This is a genomic window from Kribbella sp. NPDC026611, assembly GCF_040638345.1.
Taxonomy (GTDB): Bacteria; Actinomycetota; Actinomycetes; order Propionibacteriales; family Kribbellaceae; genus Kribbella.
Genome location: NZ_JBEZYC010000003.1, coordinates 256,299 through 281,192 on the forward strand (window position 1 = coordinate 256,299; position 24,894 = coordinate 281,192).

Consider the following 24,894-nt stretch of genomic DNA (forward strand, 5'->3'; position numbering starts at 1 on the left):
CACGGGAATTGTCTGTGGCCGAACATAGGCTTGCCGTCCGCAGGGAGAAGGAGACTGGGGTGGCAGGTAGTGAGCGGCTCGACGGGGGACGCACGGCAGCGCGAGGGTTCGAGTACCAGTACCTGCGCACGATTGAAGCGATGCTCGACCCGCCGTCGACCCCGAACTTCCACGCCTGCCGGATCGAGGGCGCCCCGCCGTGGGAAGAGGAGTCCGACGCCGTCGACTTCGACCTGGTCACCGCTGAGGGACGCATTCTGCTCGCTGCCCAGGTGAAGACGAGGAATCATCGGAACCCCTACCCGGCGACCGACGCCTGGGAGGTGCTGACGAGCCTGGTCAGGCGGGTGACCGCCGACAAGTACCAGTTGCTCGTGAACTGCCGTCCGTCGGACACGCTCGTGCAGCTTCGAAGCATCCTCGGATCTGGCAGTCCCGAAACCGCCAAGCAGGCCCTGCTCGATCTGTTCAAGAACGCGCCCAGCCGCAAGTCCGACGTCGCCGAGCTCTCGGCCGCCGACCTGCATGCGCTCCTGCAAGCCGAGATCGTCATCGATACCCGCGCCCCGGGCGAGGTTCGTCAGCAAGTGCAGCGCAGCGTTCAGCTCGCCCGGGCCCGGCGCTCGCTGGGGGCAGGCGACCACTCCTCCGGCGTCCTCCTCGGCTACCTCCTGTCCGAGGTGCACAGGAGGGCCGCCGATCCAGCTGCAGCGAACTGGACGGCGGACGAGTTCGTCAGGGCACTCGCGCTGGACAACCAGACGCTTCAGCAGCTGATGCTGCACCGGGACTGGAGTGTGGTTGCGGGGCCGATGGCTTCGCTTCCAGACGTGGCGAGGCCGGATGTGTTGTCCGAGGTCGAACAAGCGCTGCGTCCCGATCTGCCACCCGGCGACCGGGTGCAGCGCTGCGTGTTGCTCGGATTGTCGGGTATCGGAAAGTCCAGTCTCGCCGCGGGCTACGCAGGCGAGCACCTCAACGACTACGACCTTGTCATCTGGCTGGACGCGACAGATGAAGCGACCATGGCCAACACGTTCCGGACGGTCGGTTCGTCTCTCGGCCTCGACACTGGTCAATTGGCTGAGACGTCGAACGCAGAGCTGCCCGAACTGGTCAGACGTACGTTGACGACCCGGATCGGGCGCTGGCTCCTGGTCGTCGACAACGTGGGAGGGCCCGAGCTCATCCACCGATGGACACCTCAGCTCGGGAACGGCGACGTACTGGCCACGTCGATCAACAGCGGAGTTCCCTGGAAATCGATCAGCGCGGTCCGGGTCGAGGCGATGACCGATGATCAGGCGACAGATCTGCTGAGGGTCCGCCTGGACGTCGGCGAGGCAGCAGAGTGGAACCAGGCCCTCGGCAGGCTGGCGACCGAGTTGGGCAGCTGGCCCTTGGCTCTGGAACTTGCGGCCGGTTACATCAACAGCTGTTCGATCGGCCCCAGCGAGGTTTCCTGGTACCTGGAAGAACTGAAGATTCGCTCCCTCGACGATGCCGTCTCGGTTCCGGCAGGCTATCCGCGGACCTTGGTAGCAGCCTTCGACCTCGCCATCCGCAGTGTGCGCACGGCTGCTGCTGAGGACCTGTCGAGTGTTGCCCTCGGTGCTCTGCTTCCGCTTGCCTTCCTGGCAGAGACCCGAGTCCCGCTGAGTTTGCTACTCGCCGCGGCTCATCTCGAGCCGGAGTCGATCCCTTCGTCCGAACTCAGCCCGGTCATCCCGCACGGCGATGACGTTCCGGTGCCGGAGCTGCTGCGGTTGCTCTCGACTGCTTCTCTGGTCCGCCTCGATCGCCCACTACCGCCGTCGAAACCAGACCTGCCCTTCGCGACGGTGTGCGTATCGACCAACCGGGTGCTCCAAGACATCGTCCGCTCCCGGATAGTGGAGAGTCCGGCGAAGCACACCTCGCTCCGCCGGCTTTCGTTCCATCTCGAGCGTTGGCTCACCGGCGCCATCGACCGGGGTGAGTACGGGCGCCTTGCGGTCATCGAGGTGCACGCCAACGTGCTGGCGAACTATCTGCTCGAGCTGGACGTGGCCGACAACTGGTCCGCGCTGCTCTTGGGGAATCTGGCGAAGGTGCACCTGGAGAAGGCGGACCGTGCGCGCGCCGCGGCGTTGCTGCGCGCGGAAATGAGCATGCTCGCCAGGGATCCGCAGCCCAACAACTTCGTGCGTGAGCAGGCTTCGCTGCAACTTGCCCTCAACGGTTTGGCGAGCCGACCGTCCGCCGGGGAAGCCGACGAGTACTTCCGGCTGCTCGAGGATGCCCTGGCCGCGGTGCATCAGATCCTCCGCGAGGCAGCTGCTCAGGACGATCCCGAGGCCGGAGAGTGGCACGCGGCCGCGATGACGGTCTGTGCCTGCCTCGGTCTCGATGCGATCGCTTTCGAAGAGTCCGTCGTCCAACGAGCAGGTGGTCTGCGTGCGGCGTTCGATGCAGTACTGGCCGCAGTACCGACCGCCGCGCCGACGCAGGCCTTCCACGCGCTCCGGGCAGCAAACTCCCTCCTTGCCGCGGACGAGGTGGTGGCCGCGGAGAAGGTCTGTCGCCAAGCTCTCGAGGTCGACCACGTCCCGATCGAGCTCCGCCACGAGCTGCGGAGGTTCTTGATGGAAGCTCTGGCCATGCAAGGCAACTGGAGCGGTCTGTTGGAGGAGACCGACAAGGTGGGGCTGAGCCTCGACGACCGGCCGCCGGCCGTCTCGTGGGCGGGGTTCGTGATGCAGAACGTCGGACTTGCCTGTGGCTGCGGGTGGCTGGGGTCCCAGGATCGTGGTGCTATCGAAGCCTTGCGGCGGGTCTGCCAGATCGCCGACCGCGTCCGCGATGAGTTGCCGGCACCGGCGCAGCAGAAACTCAAGCTGCTCGAACTCGTGGTGTCCATCGCGGACGCCGACCGCCAGGTGGCTGCCGATCTACTCCTGGACTTGCTGAAGAGTCCTCATTTCGATCCGGCAGAGAATGTCAACGAGGCGTGGCGTGCGTTCCTGGCCTTCTCGGTAGAAGAAGCCGAGAAGCTCGGAATCTTTGTCCGTACCGGTGCCGATTGACCCTCACCGCCGGTGCTTCACCGCGTACATGGCCTGGTCTGCTGCGTGCAGGAGGGCGTCCAGGGACGTGGAGGCGGGGGTGATCGGGACGGTGCCGATGCTGGCGGTGACCTGGACGGTGATGTTGGGGAGGGGGCGGCTGACGGCGGCTTCGAGGCGGGAGATGAGGGTCTTGAGGGCGTCGTCGGCGATGTCCTCGGCGAGTACGGCGAACTCGTCGCCGCCGAGGCGGGCCACGGTGTCGCCGTGGCGGACGGCCGCGTCCAGGCGGTTCGCGATCTCGCGCAGCGCGCGGTCGCCGGCCTCGTGGCCGTAGCCGTCGTTGACCAGCTTGAAATGATTCAGGTCGCAGAACAGGAGCGCGCCGGTTCGGCCGGACGCCCGCGTCCGCTCCAGCACTGAGGCGAACCGGTGCTGCAGCAGCCGCCGGTTCGGCAGACCGGTCAGCTCGTCGTGCGCCGCGTGGTGCTGCAGCTCGCGCTCGGCGTCCTTCCGCGCGGTAGCGTCGTCAATCTGGATCAGCAGCAGCCGCGGCTGACCGGGCCCCTGCTCGACCACGGCCGCCGTACCGTCGAGCCAGATCTCGTTCCCGTTCGGCTGGGTGAACACCCGCTCGAACCGGTACGCGTTGTTGCCGGCAGCAACCTCTTCGAGCTCCCGCCGAGTCTGGTCGGACTCCTCGTCGCGCAGGAAGCTGACGAGTCGCGCGCCGAGCAGCTGGTCGGCGTCGTACCCCGTGATCCGGCAGAAGGCGTCGTTGACCCGGACGATCCGGCCGCGGTCCGGCCCGTCGAAGGCGATCGTGGCCATCCCGTTGCCGGCGCGCTCGAAGACCAGCCGGAACGTCGCCTCGCTGGCCTCCAGCCGGGTCTTCTCGGCCACCAACTGGTCGGTCAGCCGGGCCTTGTCGATCGCCAACCCGGCCTGGGTCGCGAAGATCTCCAGCAGCTCCCGGTGGATCGGCCCCGGCCGCCGCTGGTCCTCGGGCAGGTCGACCGCGAGCATCCCCACGAGCTCGCCGTCCGACGAGTACAGCGGCGCGAACAACGCGTCCAGCGGATGCCACGCCTCGGGAGCATCAGAGATCGGTACGTCGGGCACCCAGCCGACCACGTCTCCCTCCGGCAGCCGCTCGTGCGGCACGAACCGGAGCTTGCCCCAGGCGTCGGCGATCGCGAACTCTGCGTCGAAGATGTCCGCCGCGCTGACCGTGCCGAGCAGCGCCTCGCGTGCCTCGGGCGAGCCGGCCACCGCGAACACCTCGAACTTGCCGTCCGGGAGCCGCAGGTTCAGCACCGCGATGCCGAACCCGAGGCCGTCGACGACACCGTCGACGACGGCCTGCAGCGTCTCGGCCAGGCTGCGCCCCGCCCCCATCCGCGCACTGACCTCGTACAGGCGTCGGACGGCGGTCAAACGGACCGTTGGCTCGTTGGGCACGTGTCGAGAATAGGTCGATCTCACCCGGGGTGAGCGGTTGCGAACAGAATTGACCCGGTTAAGCGCTCGTTCTCACAGTTCCCAAAGCCGGCCCGGTACCGGCTCAGAACCGGCTCAGAGCCGCCTCAGTAGCGGAGCTCGGTCAGTCCCTGGTAGCTGCGCTCGGCCGACTTCCACGCGTCGGCCGGCTTGTCGTGCTCGACCAGGTACTGCTCCACGCCGCCCGACTCGGCGTGCCGGAACATCGCGCCGAAGTCGAGCTTGCCCGCGCCGACGTCCTCCCACGAGCCGTCCTCGGCCATGTCCTTGACGTGCAGCGCCGGGAACCGGCCCGGGTGGTCCTGGAACAGCTTCGCCGGGTCGTGGCCGCCGTCCACCGCCCAGTACAGGTCCAGCTCGAAGCCGAGCAACTCCGGGTCGACGTCCAGCAGGATGTCGTAGAGCACCTGGCCGTCGATGCTGTCGAAGTCGCGGCCGTGGTTGTGGAACAGCAGCTTCAGCCCGGCGTCCCGCGCGGCCTTGCCGGCCTCGGTGAACGCGGCCGCTGCGGCCTTGAAACCTTCCAACGAGTGCTGCTCGGAAGGGATCGACGGTACGACGGCCCACTGTGCGCCGAGCGTCCGTACGTCGGCCAGCGCGCCGGCCCAGTTGTCGCTCATCCGCGCGTACCCGACGTGCTCGAGCACGATCTTCAGGCCGGCGTCGTCGGCGAAGCCGCGGATCTCCTCGGCACTGTGGTCGAACCGCCCGCTCACCCCCACCGTGCGGTACCCGATCCCGGCGAGCCGCCGCAGCGTCCCGGGGTAGTCCTCGGCCAACACCTCGCGCATGGTGTAGAGGTGCATGCCGATGCCGTCGGCGGGAATGGTCCGGTCAGTCATACAGACACAGCTCCTTTTAGATGACGTGTTCCTGGTACCGCGCCAGCGCCAGGTCGAAGACCTCCTGACCCGGCGCGTCCCACAGCTTCTGGTTGAAGATCTCGACCTCGACGGGTCCGTCGTACCCGGCCGCGTCACAGGCCGCTCGCAGCCGGCGCAGCTCGATCGAACCGTCGCCCATCATGCCGCGGCCGAGCAGGGTGTCCGCGGGGAGCGGGACGACCCAGTCGCTCACCTGGTAGGAGAGGATCCGCTCGCCGGCGCGCTCGATCTGCTGGTAGACGTCGGCGTCCCACCACAGGTGGTAGGCGTCGACGACCACCCCGACCTGGTCGGCCGGGAACTGCTCGGCGAGGTCGAGCGCGCCGCCGAGCGACGAGACCACGCAACGGTCCGAGCAGAACATGGGGTGGAGGGCCTCGACCGCCAGCTTCACACCTCTTTCGGAGGCGTACGGCGCGAGCTCGGCGAGGCCGTCGCGGACCATGGCGCGGGCGCCGTCGAGGTCGCGTGAACCGGGTGGCAGGCCGCCGCTGACGAGGATCAGAACCGACGTACCGATGGTTGCGGCGTCGTCGATCGCTCGGCGGTTGTCGTCGAGCCTGGCCTGGCGTTCGGTTGGGTCGGTCGCGGTGAAGAAGCCGCTGCGGCAGAGGGAGGAGACCTTGAGGCCGGCATCGGCAACCAGTTTGGCGGTCTGATCGACGCCGTACTCCTGGATCGGCTCGCGCCAGAGGCCGATCCACTCGAGCTCGGCGTCGGCGCTGGCCGCCACGACGTCCTCGAGCGGCCAGTACTTCGTGGTCGCCTGGTTCAGGCTGTAACGATTCATGCGTCGACCCCGCTCACGCGAAGCAGCTGGCGGAAGCGGTCGACGGCGAGCGCGGGGTCGGTGAGTACGCCGGCTTGGTCGGCCAGTCGGAACGTTTCAGCGAGGTGAGGCAGGGCGCGGCCGGTTTGCAGGCCGCCAACCATGGTGAAGCCGGGCTGATGGCCGTTGAGCCAAGCCAGGAAGGCGATCCCGGTCTTGTAGTAGTAGGTCGGCGCCGAGAAGATCTGCCGGGCCAGCGGGACGGTCGGCGCGAACACGCGCTCGTACTCGGCGGTGTCGCCCTCGTCCAGGGCCTTCAGTGCGGCGGCTGCGGCCGGGGCGATCGCCGCGAAGATCCCGAGGAGTGCGTCGCTGTGCTCGCTGCCGTCGCCGAGAATCAGCTCGGGGTAGTTGAAGTCGTCACCCGTGTAGAGCCGGACGCCGTCCGGGAGTTGGTTGCGGAGAGCAATTTCTTTGGATGCGTCGAGCAACGAGATCTTGATACCGTCGACCTTGTCCACGTGGTCGTTGATCAGGGCGACGACAAATGCGACGGCAGAGTCGAACGAGTCGCTGCCCCAGTAGCCTTCCAGGGCAGGGTCGAACATGGGGCCGAGCCAGTGCAGGATGACCGGCCGGGTGGACTGGGTGAGGATGCGGTCGTAGACCTTGCGGTAGTCGTCGGGGGACTGCGCGGCGGCACAGAGCGCGCGACTGGCCATCATGATCGGCTGGGCGCCGGCGGCTTCCGCTACCGCGAACTGCTCTTCGTAGGCCTCGACGACGGCCTCCAGTGAGTGATTGCCGGCAGCAAGCTGATCCGTCCCCGCACCCACCGCGATCCGCCCGTCAGGCGCCTCGGCGGCCGACCGCAGAATCAACTCCTGGGTAGCCGCCCAGTCCAGCCCCATCCCGCGCTGAGCCGTATCCATGGCCTCAGCCACCGACAACCCGAGCGACCAGAGGTGGTGCCGGAACGCAAGCGTGTGCTCCCAATCGATGACAGCCGAGGCCCCCGGCGAGTTGTCTCCCAACGGATCCGCCACCACATGAGCCGCCGCAAAGGCCACCCGAGCTGCCGCCGGCGAGTAGGTGCCATGAGCAACCGGTTCCCCCACCAATTGGTAGGTTTCAAGCCGCCCCTGAGCAGGAAGACGGAGCTCCATCACTTCGCCTTCAGGTCCAGGTCGGGGACTTCGAGCTTGCGGCCTTCGTGCCAGGATTTCAGGCCGAGTTCCGCCAGCTGCACGCCCTTGGCGGCCTCGGTGAAGTCCCAGCTGAAGGGGGCGTTGTCGACCACGTGGTGGAGGAACATCTCCCACTGGACCTTGAAACCGTTGTCGAAGGTTTCGTTGTCGGGGACCGTCGCCCACTGGTCGCGGAACTTCTCCGTGACGGGGATGTCGGGATTCCACACCGGCTTGGGAGTGACCGAGCGATGCTGCACGCGGCAGTTCCGCAACCCGGCAACAGCCGAACCCTCGGTCCCGTCGACGTGGAACTCGACCAGCTCGTCCCGGAAGACCCGGGTCGCCCACGACGAGTTCAGCTGGGCGACGATCCCGCCCTCGAGTTCGAACACGCCGTACGCCGCGTCGTCGGCGGTGGCGGCGTACGGGTTGCCCTGCTCGTCGACCCGGGTCGGGATGTGCGTCGCACCCTGGCAGTACACCGACTTGACCGCGCCGAAGATCTGGTCGAGCACGTACCGCCAGTGGCAGAACATGTCGAGGATGATGCCGCCGCCCTCCTCGGCCTTGTAGTTCCACGACGGGCGCTGCGCTTCCTGCCAGTCGCCCTCGAACACCCAGTACCCGAAGTCGCCGCGGACCGAGAGGATCCGCCCGAAGAACCCGCCGTCGACAAGCCGCTTCAGCTTGCGCAGACCGGGGAGCGACAGCTTGTCCATCACGACGCCGTTCTTCAGCCCGGAGTCGAGCACCAGCCGGGCGAGGTCGACCGCGGACTCGAGGTCCTCGGCGATCGGCTTCTCGCAGTAGATCGCCTTGCCCGCCTCGACCGCGGCGCGGACGCCCTTCTCCCGCAACTGGGTGAGCTGCGAGTCGAAGTAGATCTCCACGTCCGGCTCGGCGAGCGCGCCGGCCAGGTCGGTGGTCCAGCGGGTCAGGCCGTACTCCTCGGCAATCCGGCGCAGCTTGAGCTCGTTCCGGCCGACCAGGATGGGGTCCGGGATGATCATCGTGCCGTCCGCGGCCTGCACGCCACCCTGCTCGCGGATCGCCACGATGGACCGCTCCAGGTGCTGGCGCAGCCCCATCCGGCCGGTGACGCCGTTCATCACGATGCCGATGCGTCGCTCGTTCACGTTCTTGCCTCTCACGCTGGTCGTTCGTAGATGTCGAGGCGGCCGCACATACCGTGCCGGCCGGTCTCGATCGGGGCGGGGATTTCGTGCAGCTCAGCCGTCGCCAGGTGAGGCGCCGTACCTGCCTCGAGGGCGTCAAGGGCGGCACCGGTCTCGTCGGCCAGCCGACGGGCACCCTGTTCCCAGCGCGCACGCCAGGCCGCGATCTGCGGCCGCACGATCCCGACTGCGGCGGCGTAGAAGTCGTCGAGGGCGGACGGGCCTTCGGCCTCGTAGCGGTCGCGGAGTACGGCGTACCCCTCGAGCGCGAGGTCGCGCCGGGCGAGCGCTGCCGCCGTCACGTCATCGCCGGTGAGGGCGGAGGCGTCGAGGTACGTCGCGCGGTCGGTCAGGTGCTCGGGTGGGAACGTCATGACGGCGTCGCCGGCCTCGGGGAGACCGGAGTTCGACATCAGGGCGAGGATCTGCAGGCCGCCGCCGTTGACCGCGCGGTGGATCGTGCCGGGGTCGAACCAGACCACCGTGCCGGGCCGCAGCGGGGTCTCGGTATAGGCCTTCGGGGTGAGGGTCTGGACGGAGCCGGTGCCGGCGGTCACGTAGTACCCCTCGGAGCAGGCGAGGTGGACGTGCGGCGAGCCACCGACCAGGCCGTCCGGGGCCGCGGCGTCGTACACGGTCAGTTTCGAGATGCCGATCCCGCCCGGCAGCGGTGCTGCCGGTCCAGCCTCCGTCGCCGCCATCCAACCTCCCTTGGAAAGGGCTTTCCAACGCTCGTGACCGCAACGATAAGGGGGCTGTCACCCCCAGTCAACCAGCAATGGAAAGCGATCTCCGACCACACCCGGCCAACTACCCCCAGTCACACCTGGCGGTCATCTGCTGGTCACACGGCAGGAACCCGGATGCGGTGGGGTACGTCGTAAGCGATCGACAGGACACCCGCCCGGCCGCACCGGCCATGTTCTCGTGGAGGCAGCAGTGACGCAGAGGATCAGTCGACGGCAGGCGCTGCTCCTGGGTGGAGGCCTGCTGGCCGGGGCCGGTGCGGCGGGAACGGTCGTCGGGGCCGGATCGGCGTCGGCGGCGACAGCTGCACAGCGAAGCGCGGAGGCGCAGGCTGGTGCGTGGGTCCGGCTGCCGGTGATCACCGCGAATATCGGGCGGAAGAACCTCGGGGCTCGGCAGGGGGCCATCCAAGCCGTGCGGGCGGGGGATCCGGGGAATCGGCCGTTTGTGGGGTGGCAGGAGATCAGCGAGGGGGACACCGGGGAGCCGGCGATGATTTCCCAGGCGTTCGGGGAGGCGTACGACAATGCGTTTCTCGCCGACGCGAGCAGTTACCGGGTGCCGATCTCGGTGCCGACGCCGTGGCACGTGATCAACTCGCAGAAGACCTTCGTGCACGGTGGGATTGCGAACGTTTCACCGCCGCGGTGGATCAACGAGGTCGTGGTCGAGCACGGGCAGGTGCCGGGGCTCAAGTTCGTGCTGATCAACACGCACTACCTGCACGGCGCCTACAACGGTGACAACGACCCGAGCCTGCGCGACGAGTGGGACCTGCACAAGAAGACGCACCGCGAGCGCGTGATGGCGCACCACGACAAGGGGCACTTGGTCATCTGGACCGCCGACACCAACAACCCCACCTACGACCAGGCGACCGGACAGCCCAACGAGGGCAAGGTGGTTTCGACCGGTATCGACCGCATCGACTGGCTGCCCGGTGACGGTTCGGTCCAGCTCGACCTGCTCGGCACCAGCGTCGTACCGATGAACGTCGACGACCACAACGCTCGCGTGGCCATCTTCCGTATCAGGCTCGCCTGACCGCCGCGGCCCATTCGGTACGGCGGGACTCGCGCGCCGCGCCCGGATCGGGCTCGAACCGGCGGAACGCCCGCCGCGCAGCCCAATCCGTGGTCTCGCCGAGCGTGGTCCAGGCGAGCTCGGCCGCACCGAGAGCGGAGATCTCGGCGACCCTGGCCGCCTCGACGGTACGGTCGAGGAGGTCGGCCTGAGTCTGCATGAGCAGGTCGGAGACGGTGGCGCCGCCGTCCGCGCGGAGCGTGGTCAGCTCGCCGGGGATCGTGTCGGTGATGTCGCAGATCTGGTGCGCCACCGCGTCGACGGCGGCGCGGGCGATGTGGGCGCGGGTGGTGGACGTGGACATGCCGGTGAGCGTGGCGCGAGCGTCGCGATTCCAGTGCGGGGCGCCGAGGCCGGCGAAGGCGGGGACGAGTACGACGCCGTCCGCGGACGGGACGGTCGCGGCGAGTTCGGTCAACGCGCCGACATTCGGCAGGCCGAGCAGGTCCGCGGTCCAGGCGAGCGCGGCGCCGGACGAGACGATGTTGCCCTCGATCGCGTAGACCGGCCTGTCGGTCAGCCAGGCGAGGGTGCAGCCGGACTCCAGGAAGCCGTCGACCGGGGTCATCACCGAGGAGCCGGTGCCGTACGTCGCCTTCACCATGCCGGGGCGGGTGCAGCCCTGGCCGTAGAGCGCTGCGTGCGAGTCGGCGAGCGTGGCGACGATCGGGATCCCGTCCCGCAGACCCGGTACGCCTTTGGTCACCCCGAACCCGGCGTTGGAGGGTCGCACCTCGGGTAGTGCGGTCCGGGGGATCTCGAAGGCTTCCAGGAGTTCCGCGGACCATTCGAGCTTTCGTACGTCGTACAGCAGGGTGCGGGAGGCGTTGCCGGCGTCGGTCAGGTGCTCTTGGCAACCAGTCAGGCGGTGGATGAGCCAGGAGTCGACGGTGCCAACGCGGTCGGCCCCGAGCCAATGCATCTTGGGAGCCGAGAACATTGGATCCACCCGCAAGCCGGTTCGTTGGCGGACCAAATCGTCGACGGAGGCGGGTAGTTGGGTGCACCAATCAGCTGTACGAATGTCCTGCCAGCCGAGGACCGGTCCGATGGCTCTCCCGATGTGGTTCCAACCGACGACGGATTCGCGTTGGGTGGACAGTGCGACGCCGACGATGTCCGGCGCGGAGCCGACGGAGCCGGTGGAGGTGGCGCCGGCCGCGGGCGTTGCTGCGAGGCAGTTGGTGATTGCCTGTAGCACGCTTTCCCAGAGGGCCTCGGCGTCCTGCTCGACCCAACCTGGGCGCGGGGTGGAGATTCCGACCGGTGCGGAGCCGGTGGCGATGACGGTTCCGTCGGCTCGGACCAGGGCTGCTTTGGAGTTCGTCGTGCCCTGGTCGATCGCCAGTACGAGCATCGCGTCGCCCTCCAACTTTCAACTGAACCCTTGACGTGACTCTAGCTCCGTGGTGACACTCAGGGCGACAGGTTATGCACTACTGAATATCTATTCAAGAGGATAGCCAGTGAGTAGACGCAGGGTGATCATCGACACCGACGCCAAGAACGAGGCCGACGACCAGTTCGCGATCGTGCACGGGCTGCTGTCGCCGACCTTCGACGTACGCGGCCTGATCCCCGCGCACTTCGGCACCCACCGCTCCGACCGCAGCATGGAGGAGTCGCGGGAGGAGATCGACCTGCTGCTCAACCTTCTCGGCCAAACCGGCCAGGTGACCGTCGCGAACGGCGCCCCGACCGGCATCCCGGACGAGCAGACCCCGCTGGACTCGCCCGGCGCGCAGTTGATCATCCAGGAGTCGAAGCTGGCCTCGAAGGACGACCCGCTGTTCGTCTCCTTCCTCGGCCCGATCACCGACATGGCGTCGGCGATCCTGCTGGACCCGGACATCGTGCACCGGGACGTGATCGTGATCTGGATCGGCGGCCGCGGGTACAACGGCTACGCGGCCGACCACCGGCTGGAGTTCAACCTTTCGAACGACATCCACGCCGCCAACGTCGTCTTCGGCTCCGGCCTGACGGTGTGGCAGGTCCCGAGCGACGTCTACACCAAGGTCTCGGTCAGCTACGCCGAGCTCGAGGAGAAGATCGGCGACGCCGGCCCGCTCGGCCGGTACCTGATCGACCAGCTGGTCGCGTGGAACGCGACGTACCACGGCGAGCCGATCGAGTCCCGCTCCCTCGGCGACTCCCCGGCGATCTCGCTGATGCTCTACCCGCACAGCGGCAACTTCCGGGTCCGTCCGGCGCCGCGCTTCGGTGTCGACGGCTGGTACCTGCCCGGCACCGACAACCCGATCCACGTCTGCGAGCAGGTCGACGTCCGGTTCCTGCTCGAGGACATGTTCGCCAAGATCCGCCGCTTCGGCCGGCAAAGGAGCACTTCATGATCACCCGCAGAGGATTCCTCGGTTTCACCTCCGCCGCCGCGCTCGGCGCCGGTCTATCCGCGTGCACCGGCGGTGGTACGTCGACGGGCGGCGGGCGCAACCCAGGCGGCGACGAACAACCTGCGCCTGTTCACCTACGAAGGTGACGAGACCATCGGTCTGCTGAAGGCGCAGCTGAAGAAGTTCGATGCCCAGGCCGGTACGACGACGACCGTCGAGAGCCTGCCCGGTTCGGGGGCCGCGGTGTACCCGGACAAGCTGCGCACCCAGCTGCTCGGCGGCAAGGGCCCGGACATCTGGCGGATCTGGGGCGGCCAGATCGGCGCGCCGTTCGCGAAGGCCAAGCAGGCCCTCGACCTGAGCAAGTACTACGACAAGTACGGCTGGGACAGCTCCGTCAACAAGCAGGCGGTCGAGGGCATGACGTTCGACGGCCTGAAGGCCGGGCTGCCACTGCTGTCCCTCGGATTGGGGGCCTGGTACAACAAGTCGCTGTTCGCCAAGGCCGGGGTCAGCGCACCGCCCAAGAGCTACGCCGAGCTGGAGCAGGTGAACGACAAGCTGGTGGCTGTCGGTGTCACCCCGTGCGGGCTCGGCGGGAAGTACGGCTGGGACATCATGCGGCTGTTCGAGTACCTGCTCGAGCACACCGCCGGCCCCGAGTTGCACGACAAGTTGCTGACCGGCGCCGAGAACTGGGACCGGCCAGAGGTGGTCGAGGCGTTCACGCTCTTCAAGAAGTGGCAGGACAAGAAGTGGCTCCCTCAGGGCGCGCTGGGGCTGGACCCGGCTGACGTCGAGCCGTGGTACGTGCAGGGCAAGACGGCGTACACCATCGTCGGCCCGTGGACGGAAGCTGCCGCCATCCTGGCGGCGAAGAAGAGCCCGGCGGCGTTCGGGAACTTCGAGCTGCCGACCGACCAGACGCCCGTCCGGCACTCGGGCTTCGTCGAGGGCTACATGATCAACGCCAAGACCGGCAACGCAGACAAGGCAGCCGAACTGCTGGACTTCCTGGCCAAGCCGGAGACCCAGAAGGCACTCCAGATCACCGCCTCGACGGTGAAGGGCGCCGAGCCGGACCCGAAGGCGCTGCCGCTGTCGGCGGAGTGGGCGACGAAGGCCGGCGATCACCCGTTCTACACGATCCAGGACCAGGCGTTCCCGAAGAAGCAGGCCGACCAGTACTTCAGCGTGCAGAGCAACCTGCTGCAGGGCTCGGTCAAGCCGGACGCGGCGGCGAAGAAGATGCAGGAGATCGTCTCGGCCTGGGCGAAGAGCTAGCCGATGGCAACAACCGTCGCTGTCCTCAAACCGAAGCGTGGTGGCCGCTGGTCACCGTGGCTGTTCGCCCTGCCTGCCCTGGTCGTCTACGTCGGGTTCCTGGTGTACCCGGCGGTGTCGTCGCTGTTCTTCAGCCTGACCAACTGGGACGGCCTGAGTGCCACCTACAAGTTCGTTGGATTGAGCAACTACTTCAAGTTGCCGCACGATCCGGTCGTGGTCACGGCGGTGAAGAACAACCTGATCTGGACCGTGGTCACGATCGCCGTACCGACGGTCATCGGGCTGGCCCTGGCGATCGCGCTCAACGGCAAGGTGCACGGGAAGCCGGTCCTGCGGCTGATCTTCTACACGCCGGCCGTCCTGCCGCTGGTCTCGATCGCGAGCATCTGGGGGTGGCTCTACAACCCGCAGTACGGCGCGATCAACTCGCTGCTGCGGGCGATCGGGCTCGACGGGCTGGCGCAGGCGTGGCTCGGGCAGGACTCGACCGCGCTGTGGGCGGTGATGGTGCCCGCCATCTGGTTGCGTACCGGTTTCCCGATGCTGCTCTACCTGGCCGCGCTGCAGGGCATCCCCAACGAGCTGTACGAGGCGGCGACGGTCGACGGCGCGACCAAGTGGCAGCAGTTCTGGCACGTGACGATGCCGAGCCTGCGGCCCGCGCACTACATCGTGCTCGCGTTGTCGCTGATCGACTCGTTCAAGGTCTTCGACCTGATCTACGCGATGACGTACGGCGGTCCTGGTACCTCGACGCAGGTGATGGGAACGTGGATGTACTTCAACGTCTTCCAGTACTACCAAGCCGGCTACGGTACGGCGATCGCCGTCGTGATCACGCTGGTCGCGATCGCGGTGGGCATCCCCTACGTCCGCTCGCAGACGAAGGAGGCGTCATGACGCTCACGGCCCAAGCCCCAGTAGACCTGCACGTCGACACCGTCCAGCCCGCCAGTCCTGGCCCGAAGGGGCGTCGAGGTCTGGTGATGACGCTCGTCCTCGCCGTCATCGCGATCTTCTGGATCTCACCCCTGGCGCTGCTCGTGATCACCGCCATCCGCCCGCTGGCCGACTTCATCGGCAACGGCCCGCTGTCCTGGCCGGACCAGCTGACCTGGAGCAACTTCAAGGACGCCTGGGACATCGGCAACTTCGCCACCACGTACCGCAACAGCGCGATCCTGGCGGTGCTCAAGGTGCCGCTCGGCGTGCTGCTGTCGGCGATGCTCGGGTTCGCGCTGGCCAAGCTGCGGATGCGGTTCCGCCGGACGGTGATGTTCACGGTGTTCCTCGGGCTGACGATCCCGATCTACATCACGATCGTGCCGGTCTTCATCATGATGCGCTCGGCCGGCGCCACCGACAGCATCTTCGGGCTGATCGGACCGTACCTCGCGTTCGGCATCCCGTTCGAGGTGCTGGTACTGCAGTCGTTCTTCCGGCAGATCCCGGACGAGATCATCGAGGCGGCCACGGTGGACGGCGCCGGCGACTGGCGGGTGTTCTTCACGATGATCCTGCCGCTGTCGGTGCCGGCGCTCGTCACGGTCGCGATCCTGGACGCGGTCGCGACCTGGAACGAGTTCCTGTTCGCGCTGATCCTGCTGAACTCCGACGCGCACAAGACGATCCCGGTCGGGCTGCTCAACTTCCAGGGCCAGTTCGCCAACAACAACACCGGCCTGGCGGCAGGCATCCTGATCGCCGTCGTGCCGATCCTGATCGCGTACACCCTCCTCCAGCGCTGGATCGTCGGCGGCCTGACCGCCGGCTCCCTCAAGGGTTAGGAACCACCTATGACTGACATGCCGGTCTTCGGCGCGGGTATCTGGCACTTCGCGACCTACAAGGACCGCTACGCCACCGACGGGTACGGCGACCCGGTCGGCCTGCTCGAGCAGATCGACCGCGCCGGTGCGGTCGGCGACCTCTCCGTCGTCGACCTGAACTGGCCGTTCGCGGGGTACGACGGGACGCTCGACGAGGTGAAGGACGCGCTGAAACGTAACAACCTGAAGGCGATCGCGATCACTCCGGAGATCTACACCCGGGACTTCGTCAAGGGCTCGTTCACCAACCCGGACCCGGCCGTCCGCCGGCAGGCGATGGAGCTGTTGCACCAGGCAACCGAACTGGCGAAGGACCTCGGCTGCTCGTACGTGAAGCTCTGGCCGGGCCAGGACGGCTGGGACTACCCGTTCCAGGTCGACTACCACGACATCTGGAAGCTGGCCCTGGACGGCCTCACCGAACTGGTCTCGGCGCACCCGGACATCAACTTCGTGATCGAGTACAAGCCACGCGAGCCACGGGTGAAGATCATCTTCCCGAACGTGGCCCGGACGCTGCTCGGGATCGAGAAGATCGGCCTGCCCAACCTCGGTATCCTGCTCGACTTCGGCCATTCGCTGTACGGCCAGGAGACGCCGGCGGACGCCGCCCAGCTCGCGATCGACTACGACCGGTTGTTCGCGATCGACGTCAACGACAACCTGCGCGGCTGGGACGACGACATGGTCGTCGGCTCCGTGCACCTGGTTGAAACGTTCGAATTCTTCCACACGCTGCGGAAGAACAACTGGGACGGCGTCTGGCAGCTCGACCAGTTCCCGTTCCGCGAGGACAGCGTCGAGGCAGCCAAGCAGGCGATCCGTTTCCTGAAAGCGGTCCACCACGCGCTCGACGTACTGGACGACGATGCCCTCGCCGCCGCGCAGCGGTCGCACGACGCGCTGGCCGCGCAGAAGCTGGTCCAGAAGGTGTTGCTGACGTCGATGGCCGAGCTGGCATGAGTGATCGCATGACGCTGACCGTCACGAACACGACGATGCCGGTGCTCGGCCGGCTGCCGGCGCACAGCAGTCGCGCCGAGCAGATCGTCCACATCGCCGAGGCGGCGCGGCAGATCCGGATCCAGGACCTCAAGCTGGTCCACCACGCCGGCGCCGGCCACATCGGTGGCGACTTCTCCGCGATCGACATCCTGGCCACGCTGTACGGCGCGGTGCTCGACATCTCGCCCGCGACCGTCGACGACCCTGAGCGGGATCGTTTCATCCTGAGCAAGGGCCACGTGGCCGGTGCGCTCTACACCACGCTCGCCGCGTTCGGGTTCCTGCCGGTCGAGGAGCTCGCGACGTTCCTCAAGCCGCTGTCCGCGCTCAACGGCCACCCGAACCGGAACAAGGTCGCCGGGGTCGAGGCCAACACCGGCCCGCTCGGGCACGGGCTGCCGGTCGCGGTCGGGCACGCGTTGTCGGCCAAGCTCGACGTCTCGTTGCGCCGTACCTATGTGCTGGTCGGCGACGGCGAGCTGCAGGAGGGGTCGAACTGGGAGGCGATGATGGCGGCCTCGCAGTACCAGCTGGACCGGCTGACCGTGATCGTCGACCGGAACCGGCTGCAGCAGGGCGCCACCACCAAGGAGACCAACGACCTGGACCCGTTGCCGGACAAGGCGACCGCGTTCGGGTTCGCGGTAGTCGAGGTGAACGGGCACGATCACGGCGAGCTGCTCGATGTGCTGTCCGCCGTACCGTTCCGGCCGGGCAAACCGACGTTCGTGATCGCGCACACGCACAAGGGCCACCCGATCTCGTTCATGAGCAACAACGTTGCCTGGCACCACCGGGTGCCGGACGTGGCCGAGTTCGAGCAGGCGCTGAAGGAGCTGGCATGACAGTCATCGAGACCCGTTCGATCGCCGACCAGCCGCGGTACGACTGCCGAGACGCGTATGTCGAGACGCTGGCCGAGCTCGCGGAGGCCGACCACCGGATCGTTGGCGTGGTCAACGACTCGGTCGGGTCGAGCAAGCTGAACAGCTTCCGGAAGGCGTTCCCGGACCGGCTGATCAACGTCGGGATCGCGGAGCAGGACATGGTCGGGGTCGCGTCCGGGCTGGCCAACGGCGGCCGGATCCCGTTCGTGTCGGCGGCGTCGTGCTTCCTCACCGGACGGGCGCTGGAGCAGATCAAGGCGGACGTCGCCTACTCGAACACCAACGTGAAGCTCTGCGGGATGAGCCCCGGCGTCGCCTACGGCGAACTCGGGCCGACGCACCACTCGGTCGAGGACATCGCCTGGTTGCGGGCGATCGCCGGGATGACGATCATCGTGCCGGCCGACCCGGTCGAGACGGCCGCGGCGCTGCGGTGGGCAGCCGGGTCCGAGGGGCCGGTGTTCATCCGGGTCAGCCGGATGAGCGTGCCGAAGATCTACCCGGACGGCTACGAGTTCCGGCTCGGGAAGGCGGTCACGGTCCGGGACGGGGACGACGTGACGCTGATCAGCAACGGGACTGTGCTGTGGCGCGCAGTCGCCGCGGCCGAACGGCTGGCCGAGGAAGGGATCTCGGCCCGGGTGGTCTCGATGCCGACGGTGCAGCCGCTCGACACGGAAGCCGTGATCGCGGCCGCGCGGGAGACGGCCGGAATCGTCACCGCAGAAGAAGCGGTAGTTGGTGGTGGGCTTGGCGGGGCGGTGGCCGAGACAGTCGTCCGCCACCATCCGACCCGCGTGGAAATCCTCGGCTTCCCCGAGTTCGCCCCCACCGGCTCAGCCGCCTACTTACTCGACCGCTACGGGTTGTCTGCGGACGGGATCGCAGACGCAGCCCGGCGCCTCCTGTGACCGCAGCCTGGCGGGAACTCGAGTTCACGATCCCGGGATCAGACACGTCGGCCACCGGCCCGAAAGACGGACGTGCCGAGGGCAAGCGTCCCGGGTCGGGTGGGGAGCCCGGGGGCTCGTGGGACGCGGAGCCGGCGGCTGCGTGGGTTGAGTTTGAGCATGAGAGTGGGCGGCGGCTTCGACGGCCAACCTTCTGGGACGGGGGCACGACCTACCGCGTTCGGTTTGCTGCGCCTGAGGCTGGGCGGTGGTCGTGGGTGGGTGGATCGTTTCAGGTGGGGGCGGGTGAGGGGGAGAATCCGTTGTATCGGCATGGGTTTTGGCGGATGTCTGCTGGTGGGCGGAGTCTGGTGCATGCGGATGGGACGTCGGCGATTCTGGTGGCTGACACTGCTTGGGCGTTGCCTTGGCGGGCTACTCCGGAGCAGGTGCGCGAGTATGCGGCCGATCGGCAGTCGAAAGGTTTCAACGCCGTCCTGCTGATGACTGTGCAGCCGGATATGCGCGCGGAGGGGCCGCGGGACCGCACGCAGGACGAGGGTTTCGCGCGTGCGTTCGAAGATTTGCCGGACGGGCATCTGCGGCAGCTGAACGTCGAGTACTTCCAGTACCTCGACAACCTCCTGCAGATCCTGGTCGAGCACGGCCTGGTTCCGGTTCTCCAGCCGGTCTTCCAGGGCTTCGGCTGGAAGGGCCTCGACGTCGCCGGCACCGTCGTACCGCCGGACGAGTACGCCGCCTACTGCCGCTACCTCGTCGCCAGGTACGGCGCGCGCCCCGCCATCTACCTGGTCGGTGGCGACGGCTCCGGCGACGAGCCGCAGACCGAGGCCGGAGGAATCGAAGTACACGCCGCCGACTGCTACGCCCAGCCGACCGGTATCCACTACCGCCCGCACATCCAGGCCAAAGCCCACCAGGGCGCCGATTGGCTCGACTTCCAGTGGTGCCAGACCGGTCACACCGGCGAACACGTGCCCGAGCGAGTCGCCGACATGTGGCGCAACGAGCCGGTGAAGGCAGTAGCCAACGGCGAGCCGACCTACGAACACACCGGCCGGACCGGAGTCGCTGAGGGTTGGTGGCAGGGCCACGAGGCCTGGAGCAACCTGTGCGCCGGCGGCACGATGGGTGTCGTCTACGGAGCCGGCAGCCTGTGGCAGTGGCGGCTCCACCCCGACGAGCCCGGCCACTCCGAGTTCTTCCTCGCGCCGGGCGCCGGCTGGCGCGAAGCGGTCGGATTCGAGGGATCGACGTACGTCGGACTCCTCGGGAAGATCCTCAGCGGCCTCCCGACCACCGACATGCGGCCGGACTGGACCCGGGTGATCAGCGGCCGCGCCCTCACCGGCAAGGGCGGCATGCTGATCGTCTACCGGGAGAACGGTGGCCCGGTGATGGTGTTCGACGACACCGTTCCGTTGACCTACGCGATCGTCGATCCGCGGGACGGTTCGGTCGTCGCGACCGGCACCCGGGACACGCCGCAGGCCCCGTTGCCCGATCCTGGTGGCGCACCCCGGGTCTACCTCTGCATATAGTCCGGGGAGGTCGGGGAAGGGGTCGGCATGAACCGCGAACGTAGTGTGCGCCAGCCGGGTCTGGACGAGCTGCGGCTGCTGGCGAAGGTGGCGCGGATGTACCACGAGAAGGGCATCCGGCAGCCGCAGATCGCCGCTGAGCTCAACCTGTCCCAGGCGCGGGTGTCGCGGATGCTCAAGCAGGCCATCGAGGTCGGCATCGTGCACACCGTGGTCACCATGCCGAGCGGGGTGCACAGCGACCTCGAGGACGAGCTGCAGGGCAAGTACGGGCTGCGGGACGCGGTCGTCGTCGACACCGCGGGCGTCGGCGACGAGGTGCTGCCCGCGCTCGGCTCGGGCGCGGCGGCGTACATCGACATGACGCTGACCGGCGGGCACGTGATCGGGATCTCGTCCTGGAGCGAGACGCTGATCAGCGCGGTCGACCGGATGCCGCGGAAGAGCGTGCCGGTGGTCGACAAGGTGGTCCAGATCGTCGGCGGGCTCGGTGACGCCGCGGTGCAGATGCAGGCGACGCGGCTGACCGCGCGGTTCGCCGAGCTGACCGGTGGGATGCCGGTCTACCTGCCCGCTCCTGGGCTGGTCGGGACGCCCGCCGTACGGCGCGCGATGATGAACGACGTGTCGGTTCGGGACGTTCTGGGCACGTGGGGGCAGCTCACCGACGCCCTGGTCGGGATCGGCAGCCTCGAGCCCTCGCCGCTGCTGCAGCGCAGCGGGAACGCGGTCGCCGAGGCCGACCAGGACGAGCTGCGCCGGCTCGGTGCCGTCGGGGACGTCTGTTTCCGGTTCTTCGACGAAGAGGGAAAGTTGGTGCGATCGACGTTCGACCAGCGGGTCATCGGGGTGACCGCGAAGGAACTACTCGCGGTCCCGCGCCGGATCGGCGTCGCCGGCGGCGAGCGGAAGTTCTCCGCGATCCGCGCCGCCATGCTCGGCGGCTGGGTAAACATCCTGATCACCGACCTAGCCATGGCTCAAAAGCTCGTCGATGCAGCCTGACGAGCAGCGGGAGGTTTACGCGACCATCGACCTGGCGTTGCGGGTCGGGGAGGTGCTGCTGTCCAGCGGTGCGGGGACGGCGGATGCGACCGCGACGATCCTGGGGGTGACCGCGGCCGGCGGGCTGCGTGGCTGCGAGGTCGACATCACGTTCACCTCGATGGCGGTCTCGTACCAGGCCGCGCCGGACGTCGCGCCGGAGACGCACATCCGGCTGGTCCGGTACCGGTCGCAGGACTTCTCCCGTCTGACCGACGTCGATCAGTTGGTACGGCGGTACGCCCGTGGTGAGGTGACCCGCGAGGAGGCGTCGCGCGAGCTGGCCCGGTTCACGTCCGCGGGACCGCCGTACCCGCGGTGGAGTGCGGTCGTGGCGTGGGGCGTGATGGCCGGTGGGGCGACGTTGCTGCTCGGTGGTGGTTGGTTGATCACGTTGATCGCCGTCGTGACCGCGATGGTGATCGATTTGATCAATCGATGGTTCAACAGTCAGCGGCTGCCCGCGTTCTACCAGCAGGTGGCGGGTGCGTTCGTGGCGTCCGCGGTCGCGCTGATCCTGTACGCGACCGGCGCGCCGGTGAAACCATCCCTGGTCGTTGCCGCCGGCATCATCATGCTGCTGGCCGGGATCGCGCTCACCGGCGCCGTCCAGGACGCGATCACCGGGTACTACGTGACCGCGGCCGCCCGCTTGCTCGAAGCCATGCTGCTGACCGGCGGGATCATCGCCGGGGTGTCGCTAGGCCTCGCGCTCGGGTTGAAGTTCGGCCTGCACGTCGGGATCGAGGCACAGACGATCCAGCTGGCGAACCTGCCGGTGATGGTCGGGTCCGGTGCACTGATGGCGGTCGCGTTCGCGTACGCGTCGTACGCACCACTGCGAGCGCTGTTGCCGGTCGCGATACTCGGTGCGCTCGGTTCGCTGGCGTTCACATTGATGAGCCGGGCTTCGTTCGGTCCGGCCTGGTCGACGGCCGCAGCGGCCTTCGTGGTGGGCGTCGGCGGCTACGCTCTGGGCCGCCGCTCCGGCGTACCTCCGCTGGTCGTGGTCGTGTCGGGCACGATCCCGCTCTTGCCCGGCCTGACGATCTACAAGGGCCTCTATGAGCTGATGGGCCTCGGCCAACTGATCGGCATCGTCAGCCTGGCCACGGCGGTCGCGATCGGTGTCGCGCTCGCCTCGGGCGTTCTTCTCGGCGAGTACGTCGCCCAGCCCATCCGCCGCGAGGCGAGACGCCTGGAGGACCGGCTGGCCGGTCCCCGCCTCGTTGGCCCGCGCCGGCCGGTACGACGCCGCTCGCCCCGACCGCGCCGACGCCGCCGGACGGCGTGAACGCCGTACCACCTAACGCCGTACCGCCTGACGCGCTACCCGCCCTGCCGTTTCATCGGACCTCTTCCAGCACCACGTCGTCGAGTTGCAGCCACACGTCCTGGCCGTGGCCGAAGAAGCCGGCGTACAGCTGGATCAGTGACTCCTTGCCGGAGTTGAACTCGAGAGTGACCTGCGTGTACTGCGGATGCGCGCCGCCGGTCTGCTGCGCGATCGTCCGGCCGCGCAGGGTGCGGACGCCGAGCATCGTCTCGGAGTTGTTGTCCGCGGTCCGGACCCAGGCAGAGAGCTTGTAGCGGTGGTTGGGCCGAACGGCGACGGTCTGCTGGAGTTGATGCGTGCCGATGGAATCACGGACGAACGCGTTGTTCGTGCCCGTGTGACCGAGGTTCGATCGATCGATCCCGCCGGTCCCGCTCAGCTGCCACGGAGCTTGCGGCGTACCACTGGTCTGCGCCTCGAAGGCGGGGTCCGTGACCAGGTTGGTCGCCTGGCCGTCCTCGGTGAGCTTGGTGTGCATCAGGAACACGTTGTACGGGTCCCACTGCGCCATCGTGAAGTAGAGGTCCGGGCCCTGCGACCACGGGTGCATGAAGGACCCGTAGAGACCCGGGTACTCGGTGCCTTTGACAACGACCTGTTCGCCGCTCCACGGTCCGGTGAGGTCCTTGGCGGAGCGGAGGACGATCGAGGCGCGGTGCTCGTCGAGGTACATCATCAGCCACTTGCCGGTGTACGCGTTCCATTGGATCGAGACCTCGCCGACCGGGCCGACCGCGATCGGTACGGCGGCTGATTCCTGCGGCGACCAGGTCCGGCCGTCCCAGTACCGCCAGGCCTTCTTCTGCAGGACCTGCTGCTCGGGGACGCGAGCCAGATGCGCGTTGCCGAACCGGCCGTTCGGCGTACCGACCATGTAGACGTATCCACCGCGGCGGGCCAGGGCGGTCATCTGGAAGTTGTCGTCCCAGGCCTTGGTGTTCTGCCAGCGGGCGCCCGCGTCCTTGGTCCAGGTCTCGCCGTTGTCGTCGGAGTACGCGAAACCGGAGTAGTTGGTGAACCAGCTCCCGGCCGGACCCCAGTAGTTGACCGACATGTATTGCACGTACTGGCGCCTGCCCACCGAGATCCCCGCGGTCGGGATCACCGTGTGCTCGTCGCGGTCGACCTTCTTGCAGGGCAGGAACTCCTTGGCATGCCCCGGGCGATCCTCGGCGGCCGAATCGAGCGTCATACCGTCGGCCAGGTTGTGGTCCTTGCTGCGCAGCAACAGGTTGCAGCGCCAGTCGATCGTTGCCTGGTCGCCGGCGCCGCCACCGGGCCCGGTCCAGCCGCTGCCGTAGCTGTCGCCGAACGCGGTCAGGATCTCGCCGGACCCGTTGTCCCACAGGATGCCGAGATCGGTCGCCTTCAGGGCGAACCGCGCCTCGGTGTCGTTGATGGACCCCGGCCCGGTGAGCTTCGCGACCCGGTCGACGGGTGACGGTACGGCTTGGGCTTGCGCCGGGACCGAAGGGCCGGTGGGCAGCACGGCGGTGCCGAGCAGAGCAGGGAGGACGAGCAGCCATCGTTTCCGCATCCGGGCTTCTCCTTGGGCGGGCTGGAGGTAGAAATCGATTTCCGAGCCAACGTACGGCGGGAGTTGGCGGGGGTCAACCGGGTGGCGGGGGCGGATTTGGCCGCCTCCAGGTGACGGACACCGTCCCGGGCTGGGCTTGACGGCAAGTTATCCAAATGTGTAACTTTTACTCATGCGGATAACTCAGCAGGCATCGGACCGCGCCGGGAGTACGGCGGCCCGCCGCGACCAGATCGTCGCGGCGACTATCGCGGTGCTGGCCGAGCGCGGGTACGCCGCGACCTCATACGACGCGATCTGCGCGGCCGCCGGGCTCAGCAGCAAGCGGCTGATCTCCTACCACTTCAAGACCAAGGACGAGCTCCTCGCCGAGGTACTACGTCGCGTCACGACTGACGCGGCCGAGGTGATGCGCCCGGCGATCGAGGCGGCGAACGGCGCCGACGAGAAGCTGGCCGCGTACATCCGATCCAACCTCGAGTTCATCGCCGCCCAGCCCGACCATGTCCGCGCCGTGCAGCAGATCGTGTCCGGCGGTGCGCCGGTGCCGGCCGAGGAGGCTGATGGCGCACTCGCCCGGCTGGTCGCGTTGTTCGACCACGGCCAGCGCACCGGCGTCTTCCGCAAGTTCGACACCGTGCTGATGGCCGTCACCCTCCGCGCGGCCATCGACGCCGCGGCCGGCCGGCTGGTCGCCGGTGCCGACGCCGCGCACTGCGCGGAGGAACTGACCGAGATCTTCCATCGAGCGACAAGGGTGCAGCGGTGACC

At 67.9% G+C, this 24,894-nt stretch carries 21 protein-coding genes and 1 pseudogene; 14 read left to right on the forward strand and 8 right to left on the reverse strand.

Annotated features, from left to right (window positions below; genetic code table 11):
• The first annotated feature begins 59 nt into the window (after nucleotides 1–59).
• Nucleotides 60–3,065: an ATP-binding protein gene (locus tag AB0E69_RS13090; RefSeq protein ID WP_360143597.1), complete on the forward strand. Its 3,006-nt coding sequence runs from the start codon at nucleotides 60–62 to the stop codon at nucleotides 3,063–3,065.
• Between the two features lie 3 nt (nucleotides 3,066–3,068).
• Here AB0E69_RS13090 and AB0E69_RS13095 read toward each other — a convergent pair whose 3' ends face one another.
• From AB0E69_RS13095 to AB0E69_RS13120, 6 genes are all read right to left on the reverse strand, one after another.
• Nucleotides 3,069–4,505 carry a diguanylate cyclase gene (locus AB0E69_RS13095; protein ID WP_360143600.1) on the reverse strand — a complete coding sequence of 479 codons (1,437 nt, stop codon included), beginning with the start codon at nucleotides 4,503–4,505 and terminating at the stop codon, nucleotides 3,069–3,071.
• 125 nt (nucleotides 4,506–4,630) lie between these two features.
• The gene (locus tag AB0E69_RS13100; RefSeq protein WP_360143603.1) at nucleotides 4,631–5,386 is read right to left on the reverse strand and encodes a sugar phosphate isomerase/epimerase; all 756 of its coding nucleotides are present in this window, start codon (nucleotides 5,384–5,386) and stop codon (nucleotides 4,631–4,633) included.
• Between the two features lie 16 nt (nucleotides 5,387–5,402).
• On the reverse strand, nucleotides 5,403–6,218 hold the full coding sequence (locus tag AB0E69_RS13105; RefSeq protein ID WP_360143606.1) for a sugar phosphate isomerase/epimerase family protein: 816 nt from the start codon (nucleotides 6,216–6,218) through the stop codon (nucleotides 5,403–5,405).
• Nucleotides 6,215–7,363: a dihydrodipicolinate synthase family protein gene (locus AB0E69_RS13110; RefSeq protein ID WP_360143609.1), complete on the reverse strand. Its 1,149-nt coding sequence runs from the start codon at nucleotides 7,361–7,363 to the stop codon at nucleotides 6,215–6,217. Before AB0E69_RS13110 ends, AB0E69_RS13105 begins: the two co-directional genes overlap by 4 nt.
• On the reverse strand, nucleotides 7,363–8,523 hold the full coding sequence (locus AB0E69_RS13115; RefSeq protein WP_360143612.1) for a Gfo/Idh/MocA family oxidoreductase: 1,161 nt from the start codon (nucleotides 8,521–8,523) through the stop codon (nucleotides 7,363–7,365). The genes AB0E69_RS13110 and AB0E69_RS13115 overlap by 1 nt, the downstream gene beginning before the upstream one ends.
• 11 nt (nucleotides 8,524–8,534) lie before the next feature.
• Nucleotides 8,535–9,263, reverse strand: coding sequence for a cupin domain-containing protein (locus AB0E69_RS13120; protein WP_360143615.1), 729 nt, complete (start codon nucleotides 9,261–9,263; stop codon nucleotides 8,535–8,537).
• 238 nt (nucleotides 9,264–9,501) lie between these two features.
• Here AB0E69_RS13120 and AB0E69_RS13125 point away from each other — a divergent pair, with 238 nt between their 5' ends.
• Nucleotides 9,502–10,353: a hypothetical protein gene (locus AB0E69_RS13125; RefSeq protein WP_360143618.1), complete on the forward strand. Its 852-nt coding sequence runs from the start codon at nucleotides 9,502–9,504 to the stop codon at nucleotides 10,351–10,353.
• On the opposite strand, the gene AB0E69_RS13130 is transcribed toward AB0E69_RS13125, so the two are convergent.
• Entirely contained in the window at nucleotides 10,340–11,764 is a 1,425-nt protein-coding gene (locus AB0E69_RS13130; RefSeq protein WP_360143621.1) for an FGGY family carbohydrate kinase, read from the reverse strand. The genes AB0E69_RS13125 and AB0E69_RS13130 overlap by 14 nt on opposite strands.
• A 94-nt stretch (nucleotides 11,765–11,858) precedes the next feature.
• Here AB0E69_RS13130 and AB0E69_RS13135 point away from each other — a divergent pair, with 94 nt between their 5' ends.
• From AB0E69_RS13135 to AB0E69_RS13185, 11 genes and pseudogenes are all read left to right on the forward strand, one after another.
• The gene (locus AB0E69_RS13135; RefSeq protein ID WP_360143624.1) at nucleotides 11,859–12,746 is read left to right on the forward strand and encodes a nucleoside hydrolase; all 888 of its coding nucleotides are present in this window, start codon (nucleotides 11,859–11,861) and stop codon (nucleotides 12,744–12,746) included.
• Nucleotides 12,747–12,818: 72 nt separating this feature from the next.
• Nucleotides 12,819–14,030 (forward strand): extracellular solute-binding protein, encoded by a 1,212-nt coding sequence (locus AB0E69_RS13140; RefSeq protein ID WP_360143627.1) that lies wholly within the window; start codon nucleotides 12,819–12,821, stop codon nucleotides 14,028–14,030.
• 3 nt (nucleotides 14,031–14,033) lie between these two features.
• The gene (locus tag AB0E69_RS13145) at nucleotides 14,034–14,933 is read left to right on the forward strand and encodes a sugar ABC transporter permease (RefSeq protein WP_360143630.1); all 900 of its coding nucleotides are present in this window, start codon (nucleotides 14,034–14,036) and stop codon (nucleotides 14,931–14,933) included.
• On the forward strand, nucleotides 14,930–15,820 hold the full coding sequence (locus tag AB0E69_RS13150) for a carbohydrate ABC transporter permease (protein WP_360143633.1): 891 nt from the start codon (nucleotides 14,930–14,932) through the stop codon (nucleotides 15,818–15,820). Before AB0E69_RS13145 ends, AB0E69_RS13150 begins: the two co-directional genes overlap by 4 nt.
• Nucleotides 15,821–15,829: 9 nt before the next feature.
• Nucleotides 15,830–16,825 carry a sugar phosphate isomerase/epimerase family protein gene (locus tag AB0E69_RS13155; protein WP_360143636.1) on the forward strand — a complete coding sequence of 332 codons (996 nt, stop codon included), beginning with the start codon at nucleotides 15,830–15,832 and terminating at the stop codon, nucleotides 16,823–16,825.
• Entirely contained in the window at nucleotides 16,822–17,712 is an 891-nt protein-coding gene (locus AB0E69_RS13160) for a transketolase (RefSeq protein WP_360143639.1), read from the forward strand. The genes AB0E69_RS13155 and AB0E69_RS13160 overlap by 4 nt, the downstream gene beginning before the upstream one ends.
• Nucleotides 17,709–18,665 carry a transketolase C-terminal domain-containing protein gene (locus tag AB0E69_RS13165; RefSeq protein WP_360143642.1) on the forward strand — a complete coding sequence of 319 codons (957 nt, stop codon included), beginning with the start codon at nucleotides 17,709–17,711 and terminating at the stop codon, nucleotides 18,663–18,665. The genes AB0E69_RS13160 and AB0E69_RS13165 overlap by 4 nt, the downstream gene beginning before the upstream one ends.
• Nucleotides 18,662–18,913: pseudogene (locus AB0E69_RS13170) on the forward strand (DUF5060 domain-containing protein); the annotation flags it as partial. The gene AB0E69_RS13165 and the pseudogene AB0E69_RS13170, both read left to right, overlap by 4 nt.
• A gap of 78 nt (nucleotides 18,914–18,991) precedes the next feature.
• Nucleotides 18,992–20,206: a DUF4038 domain-containing protein gene (locus AB0E69_RS13175; protein WP_360145904.1), complete on the forward strand. Its 1,215-nt coding sequence runs from the start codon at nucleotides 18,992–18,994 to the stop codon at nucleotides 20,204–20,206.
• Between the two features lie 27 nt (nucleotides 20,207–20,233).
• On the forward strand, nucleotides 20,234–21,211 hold the full coding sequence (locus AB0E69_RS13180) for a sugar-binding transcriptional regulator (RefSeq protein ID WP_360143645.1): 978 nt from the start codon (nucleotides 20,234–20,236) through the stop codon (nucleotides 21,209–21,211).
• Nucleotides 21,201–22,544 (forward strand): threonine/serine exporter family protein, encoded by a 1,344-nt coding sequence (locus AB0E69_RS13185; RefSeq protein WP_360143648.1) that lies wholly within the window; start codon nucleotides 21,201–21,203, stop codon nucleotides 22,542–22,544. The genes AB0E69_RS13180 and AB0E69_RS13185 overlap by 11 nt, the downstream gene beginning before the upstream one ends.
• A 52-nt stretch (nucleotides 22,545–22,596) precedes the next feature.
• Here the strand turns inward: AB0E69_RS13185 and AB0E69_RS13190 are convergent, their stop codons facing one another.
• Nucleotides 22,597–24,123, reverse strand: coding sequence for a DUF4185 domain-containing protein (locus tag AB0E69_RS13190; RefSeq protein ID WP_360143651.1), 1,527 nt, complete (start codon nucleotides 24,121–24,123; stop codon nucleotides 22,597–22,599).
• Between the two features lie 172 nt (nucleotides 24,124–24,295).
• On the opposite strand from AB0E69_RS13190, the gene AB0E69_RS13195 reads away from it, so the two are divergent.
• Complete coding sequence (locus AB0E69_RS13195) at nucleotides 24,296–24,892, forward strand: helix-turn-helix domain-containing protein (RefSeq protein ID WP_360143654.1); 597 nt, start codon at nucleotides 24,296–24,298, stop codon at nucleotides 24,890–24,892.
• Nucleotides 24,893–24,894 lie beyond the last annotated feature (2 nt).

What these genes read in the sequence shown, in the direction of transcription:
- AB0E69_RS13145 (WP_360143630.1), top strand. Translation starts at nt 14,034, where the DNA reads ATGGCAACAACCGTCGCTGTCCTCAAACCGAAGCGTGGTGGCCGCTGG.
- AB0E69_RS13195 (WP_360143654.1), top strand. Translation starts at nt 24,296, where the DNA reads ATGCGGATAACTCAGCAGGCATCGGACCGCGCCGGGAGTACGGCGGCC.
- AB0E69_RS13100 (WP_360143603.1), bottom strand. Translation starts at nt 5,386, where the DNA reads ATGACTGACCGGACCATTCCCGCCGACGGCATCGGCATGCACCTCTAC.
- AB0E69_RS13185 (WP_360143648.1), top strand. Translation starts at nt 21,201, where the DNA reads ATGCAGCCTGACGAGCAGCGGGAGGTTTACGCGACCATCGACCTGGCG.
- AB0E69_RS13155 (WP_360143636.1), top strand. Translation starts at nt 15,830, where the DNA reads ATGACTGACATGCCGGTCTTCGGCGCGGGTATCTGGCACTTCGCGACC.
- AB0E69_RS13105 (WP_360143606.1), bottom strand. Translation starts at nt 6,218, where the DNA reads ATGAATCGTTACAGCCTGAACCAGGCGACCACGAAGTACTGGCCGCTC.
- AB0E69_RS13180 (WP_360143645.1), top strand. Translation starts at nt 20,234, where the DNA reads ATGAACCGCGAACGTAGTGTGCGCCAGCCGGGTCTGGACGAGCTGCGG.
- AB0E69_RS13190 (WP_360143651.1), bottom strand. Translation starts at nt 24,123, where the DNA reads ATGCGGAAACGATGGCTGCTCGTCCTCCCTGCTCTGCTCGGCACCGCC.
- AB0E69_RS13175 (WP_360145904.1), top strand. Translation starts at nt 18,992, where the DNA reads ATGTCTGCTGGTGGGCGGAGTCTGGTGCATGCGGATGGGACGTCGGCG.
- AB0E69_RS13165 (WP_360143642.1), top strand. Translation starts at nt 17,709, where the DNA reads ATGACAGTCATCGAGACCCGTTCGATCGCCGACCAGCCGCGGTACGAC.
- AB0E69_RS13120 (WP_360143615.1), bottom strand. Translation starts at nt 9,263, where the DNA reads ATGGCGGCGACGGAGGCTGGACCGGCAGCACCGCTGCCGGGCGGGATC.
- AB0E69_RS13110 (WP_360143609.1), bottom strand. Translation starts at nt 7,363, where the DNA reads ATGGAGCTCCGTCTTCCTGCTCAGGGGCGGCTTGAAACCTACCAATTG.
- AB0E69_RS13150 (WP_360143633.1), top strand. Translation starts at nt 14,930, where the DNA reads ATGACGCTCACGGCCCAAGCCCCAGTAGACCTGCACGTCGACACCGTC.
- AB0E69_RS13160 (WP_360143639.1), top strand. Translation starts at nt 16,822, where the DNA reads ATGAGTGATCGCATGACGCTGACCGTCACGAACACGACGATGCCGGTG.